We start from the raw sequence: 4325 nt of genomic DNA, 5'->3' as shown, positions 1-4325 counted from the left end.
ACCTGCTCAAGCCGATCCGGCAGCTGATCGAGTCGGTCAACGACACCCTCAAAGGCCAGCTGGACCTCGAACGCCACGGAGCCAGGACCCCAGCCGGAGTCCTGGCCCGCGTCGGACAACGCATCCTCACCCTGACCGCAGCCATCTGGCACAACCGGACCAACGGCACAGCCATCACACGATCACTCATCGCCTACGACCACTGACGAAGACTTCGGACTTACTCGTCTAGCTGTGTCCGAGGCTGTTTCCCGCGCCAGGTCGACGCCATCCGTACGGCATGCGGCATCGACGCGCATGTGACAGGGCCTCAGCGCCCTGCCGCCCCGTCCCACTTCACCCATCGGAAGGACTTCGCTGGTGCTCTCACGCGCCCGCCGACTCATCGTTGCCGCCGCCGTGGTTTTCACCTCGTTCGGCGAGTCGCCGACCACCCCTCGGACGGTACAGAGCAGGAACGGCCAGTTGCCGACTCGGTCTACGCCGGCGTTGGCGGCTACCCACTGCCGTAAGACGCGCTGTCGGGGGTCCGTCCGATAGAGGGAGGCCCTCCAAACGGCTGTGGTCCCTCACCCGTTCGGCTGCCCTGGACACCGTTCGTTCTGGGTGGTGAAGCAGGCGGGTGGCGGCACTGCTCGAACGCTCCAGACCGGTGACGGTCACAGGCCGTCGTCACCCATTCAGGCAGCCGTTGCAGTGGGGACTGGCCGTGGTCGAGCCGCTGCCATCCACCCAGCCGTCCGCGTGGTCGCAGGCGATGACCGCTGGGTACTGCCCCGTGTCCGCGTGCACCACATCGACCTGTCGCGGCGTCCCGTCAAAGTCGTCACGGTGGCCGTCGGTGCGGCTGTACCCGGCGTAGTAGCCGACCATGACCCGCTCTCCGTCACTACGGTTGGGCGGGCGCCCCAGCCAGTTCAATGCGTTGCGCCCCGGGAGACATGCCAGGGTCAGCGGGGACAACCGTGTGCGCTGCTGCGGGGCCGGACACGGCCATGTGGCTGAAGTCAGGTAGTTGATGGTGTGCCGAAGCCCCTAGCCTCGATCTCTCGTGACGGGTCGTCGTCGGATTCGCTGGCGGCCCGTTTCGGTTTGTCGGGCCGGTGATGGCAGGGCGGTGGCGGAGAACAGGTGGAGCCGTAGTCTGCGAGGCTCCCAGTGCTGGGGCTTGCCGCCCAGGGCGAGCATCGGCAGCCACGGCCCACGCGAGTGGATCAACTGGCTCGCGGCCTCGGAGGAGATGCTCCACAAGCATCACTTCACCTACCGGCGAGACGGCGGCACCGACGAGCGGACCAACCTTCGCCTCGTGCATTCCGAATGCCGTCGCCAGCACCACACTGGCGACGGCGAACGAACCACATGACCTTGCTGACCTGCGAAGGCCTCGCGGCATGCTTGAGAGGCGGGTATCGCTGGCGGCGATCCATGCGTCAGCCACGGAGCCAGAGGTAGGTGGGATCCTCTGTGATCTTCACCTGATGCGGGGCGTCTCGGGGGAAGGTCCAGATGCGGCCTGCGGTGCTGGTGGCGGTCACCGAGGTCGCGTCCAAGGTGACCTCGGTGAACGGGTTGGAGGAGCAGGAGACTGCCAGCCACTCCAAGGTGCCTTCGTCGTCGTCCCGGGTCAGGGCGACCCAGCCGATACTCCCGTGGTCCAGTGCCTCGCCGCTCAGGGCACGGCTTCCGAGGTAGGTGCACGAGGCGTGTGTCAAGTCGATGTCCGTCCAGTCGCTGGGGGTCCACGCGGTGGCTCGCAAGAGCTCCCACCACTGCCAGTCCTCGGCCCGGGGGTCATCCCGTCGGTCGTGCGGGGAGAACCGCATAAGCGTCATCACTGACAGCGAGCCGTCGGAGAACACGATGAAGTCGCCGTAGGGCGCCTCGCGGGCACTCCAACGTGCATGTACCTGGCCAGCGTCGGGTATCGCTTCGAAGGAACTCACGCCCACCATGATGACAGCGAGGGCGGATTGCGGAGCGGACGGCCTCAGGACGGTAAGAGGCTCTCTCAGTGGGTCATCGGATGCGGGGCTTCGTGGGCGGGTGTCCCAGCGACAGAGGGGCCAGGCGCGTCGGATCAGGCAGCCGACGGTGGTGATCGTGCTGGCCAGGGCGATGAAGAACTCGATGGAGGCTCTTCGTCGCTCGGTGCAGCGGCGGAGCCTGCCGAAGTTGTTCATCCAGGAGTTCGTGCGCTCGACCACCCGGCGTCCCCGGCCGGGATCGGGTCTCCGTACCACGCTCGGCGAACTGACCGACGATCCCTCTGGCCTCCAGGCCAAGGTGGACCATGCTGTAGTCGTACCCGGCGTCCGGGCTCAGTCGCGGGTGCTCGGGCAGCGGCCCCAGGGCTTCTTCCAGGCCGGTGAAGCGGTCGGGGTGGCGGGCAGCAGCGTGTGGTCGCGGACTCACACCAGGCGGCCGTGCTCGCCTTGTTCGGCCGCCAATGCCTTGGCCTGCTCGGTGGTGCGCGGGGTCATGTCGGCCAGCCCTACGGTCAACTCGCGGGTGAGGTGCTCCACCGCAGCCGGGTCAGGACCGAGGCCGGCGTGCTCGAAAGCTTCCTTGGCAGCCTTCTCGACGTCACGACCCGCCTTCCACGAGGCGAGCTTGCCGCCGCTGAAGGTGGCGTCGTCGCGGATCACCGCACTGGCCAGGATGCGCAGCGTCGCCGAGGCTGCGGCTGCAGCCGGACGCGAACTTACGGGCGGAAGCGGGCCGCGTAAGATCCTCTGCCCGGGGCTGACGGTGTGCTCCGTGTAGCGGCGGCGTCGACGGACTCGTCGCGCGCGGCCTTCGCCGTCTCTCGGGCCGCCGTCAGCTCAGTGTCAGCCTCCGCGTAGGAGATGGCGTACGCCGCGGCCGGTGCCAGGCCGGTTGCCGCATCAGGCTGCCGAGTTCGAAAGGGCCCCATCTGGTCAGGCCGGGGCAGTCTCGCGGGTCGGTGCTCCTGGTGCCGGGCTGGAGGAAGCAGCACGTCGGGGTTCCCTGTGGCGGACCTTGACGGCGCCTTGGTCGAGCCCCGGGTCCGTCACCTGGTAACGGTGGGGCGCGTACCGGTCCCGGGGCTTGGGCTCCGAGAGATTCATCAGCCAGTCGTTCGCGGTGGGAGGCTCGTCAGCGTCGCCCTCGGCCATGGGGCGGGCGAAGCGGATCAGTCCGAACGGGGCGGCTGCGAATCGTCCGCCGGCCACCGGGGCCGCGTCAGCGGCGGACGCTGGATGAATGGGACGCCACCGACGCCCAGCGGGGCGCCGTGGGCAGGTCGAGCAGTTCTGGGTCGTGTCCGAGCCGCATCAGGACGGGCGGCAGGTGACCGGCGGTGAGCCCTGCCTCAGGGCCGGCTATGCGCCGACGACGATCAATCACAGCCCCGTGAACGATCTCGAGCTGATGCCCCCTGGAAGGCGTCGGGACGCTGTGTTTCGGCATGCGTATCACTGAGGTCGCCGCAGTGCTGCCGGGCATGACCGAACTGCGCCGGTTCCAGGCTGACCCCTCGTTTCGGGAGCCTCGGCGTGGAGTTCGGCACGGGGTGTGCGGAGCCTGCCGTGTATGCCTACTCCATCGACGGCCGGTTGTTCTGCGTCGCGGTCGACGCGGTCCACGGGCCCCAGGTGACGCTCTGGGCGGTGCTCGATGTGCCCTACGGTCCGCAGGGGAACCCTGGAGTCAACGGGCTCGGTCTGGTGGTCCGTGTGCAGGAGGTTGCCAGCGGCGTGGTGACCCGGCCGGTCATGGTGGGCCGTCTGTGGCCCCATCCCGGTGAAACGGGATCCTGGCCCCCGCCCGGCCACAAGACACACTGAGACAGCTGGCAAGCTCCTTTTACGGCCCTCCGGGCAGAGCCAAATTCAACGCGTCAGGGGTGTTCTGCCCGATCGGCCGGGGCAGCAGGAGAAGGACACAGCGAGGGCCCCGCGGTGCGGGGCCCTCGCTGTGCGGTTAGGCGGTGGCGTTCTGTAGGCAGGTCTTCAGGGTGGCGCGGGCGGCCCTCACTTACCGAGCTTCGCCTTCAGGTCCTCCTTGAGCTGCTTCTTGATCACCTGCTTGTCGACCTTGTTCACGGTCCCGCCCGTACCCGTGCCGTCTCCGCCCACCGCGGTGGCGTCACCCTGGTTGATGGCGTCGGCACTGGCGTTACCACCGGTGGCGTTACCCGTGTTGATCTCGCACTTGCCCTTGCACTCGCCGACACCGGAATTGGCGTTGCCGCCGGTGGCTTCGCCGCCCACCGTGGTGTTCTCGGCATTGGCGTCGCCGCCGGTACCGATGCCGTCGGCGCTGTCGGCAGGGAGGAGGGTGACGGCCTGCTGCGGGAC

At 68.3% G+C, this 4325-nt stretch carries 4 protein-coding genes and 3 pseudogenes; 3 read left to right on the top strand and 4 right to left on the bottom strand.

The annotated features are described in order from the left end of the window. A pseudogene (locus ACWDYJ_RS36000) lies at nucleotides 1-206 on the top strand (IS982 family transposase); the annotation flags it as partial. 466 nt (nucleotides 207-672) lie between these two features. Here ACWDYJ_RS36000 and ACWDYJ_RS35995 read toward each other — a convergent pair. Then, nucleotides 673-873, bottom strand: a complete 201-nt coding sequence (locus ACWDYJ_RS35995; protein ID WP_451569817.1) for a hypothetical protein — start codon at nucleotides 871-873, stop codon at nucleotides 673-675. Nucleotides 874-1240: 367 nt separating this feature from the next. Here ACWDYJ_RS35995 and ACWDYJ_RS35990 point away from each other — a divergent pair, with 367 nt between their 5' ends. Next, complete coding sequence (locus ACWDYJ_RS35990) at nucleotides 1241-1366, top strand: HNH endonuclease (protein WP_451569816.1); 126 nt, start codon at nucleotides 1241-1243, stop codon at nucleotides 1364-1366. A gap of 664 nt (nucleotides 1367-2030) precedes the next feature. Here ACWDYJ_RS35990 and ACWDYJ_RS35985 read toward each other — a convergent pair. Together ACWDYJ_RS35985 and ACWDYJ_RS35980 are read right to left on the bottom strand one after the other, a co-directional pair. After that, nucleotides 2031-2405 (bottom strand): annotated as a pseudogene (locus tag ACWDYJ_RS35985) (IS5/IS1182 family transposase); the annotation flags it as partial. 6 nt (nucleotides 2406-2411) lie between these two features. Further along, entirely contained in the window at nucleotides 2412-2648 is a 237-nt protein-coding gene (locus tag ACWDYJ_RS35980) for a hypothetical protein (RefSeq protein ID WP_451569815.1), read from the bottom strand. A gap of 873 nt (nucleotides 2649-3521) precedes the next feature. Between ACWDYJ_RS35980 and ACWDYJ_RS35975 the strand changes: the two genes are divergently transcribed. After that, on the top strand, nucleotides 3522-3812 hold the full coding sequence (locus ACWDYJ_RS35975; protein ID WP_451569814.1) for a hypothetical protein: 291 nt from the start codon (nucleotides 3522-3524) through the stop codon (nucleotides 3810-3812). Nucleotides 3813-3998: 186 nt separating this feature from the next. Here the strand turns inward: ACWDYJ_RS35975 and ACWDYJ_RS35970 are convergent. Then, nucleotides 3999-4325: pseudogene (locus ACWDYJ_RS35970) on the bottom strand (hypothetical protein); the annotation flags it as partial.

Source organism: Streptomyces sp. NPDC003042, assembly GCF_053591315.1.
This window is presented reverse-complemented; position numbering and strand designations above follow the sequence as displayed.

Coding starts and splice junctions, on each gene's coding strand:
- ACWDYJ_RS35995 (WP_451569817.1), bottom strand. CDS start 873: ATGGTCGGCTACTACGCCGGGTACAGCCGCACCGACGGCCACCGTGAC.
- ACWDYJ_RS35990 (WP_451569816.1), top strand. CDS start 1,241: ATGCTCCACAAGCATCACTTCACCTACCGGCGAGACGGCGGCACCGAC.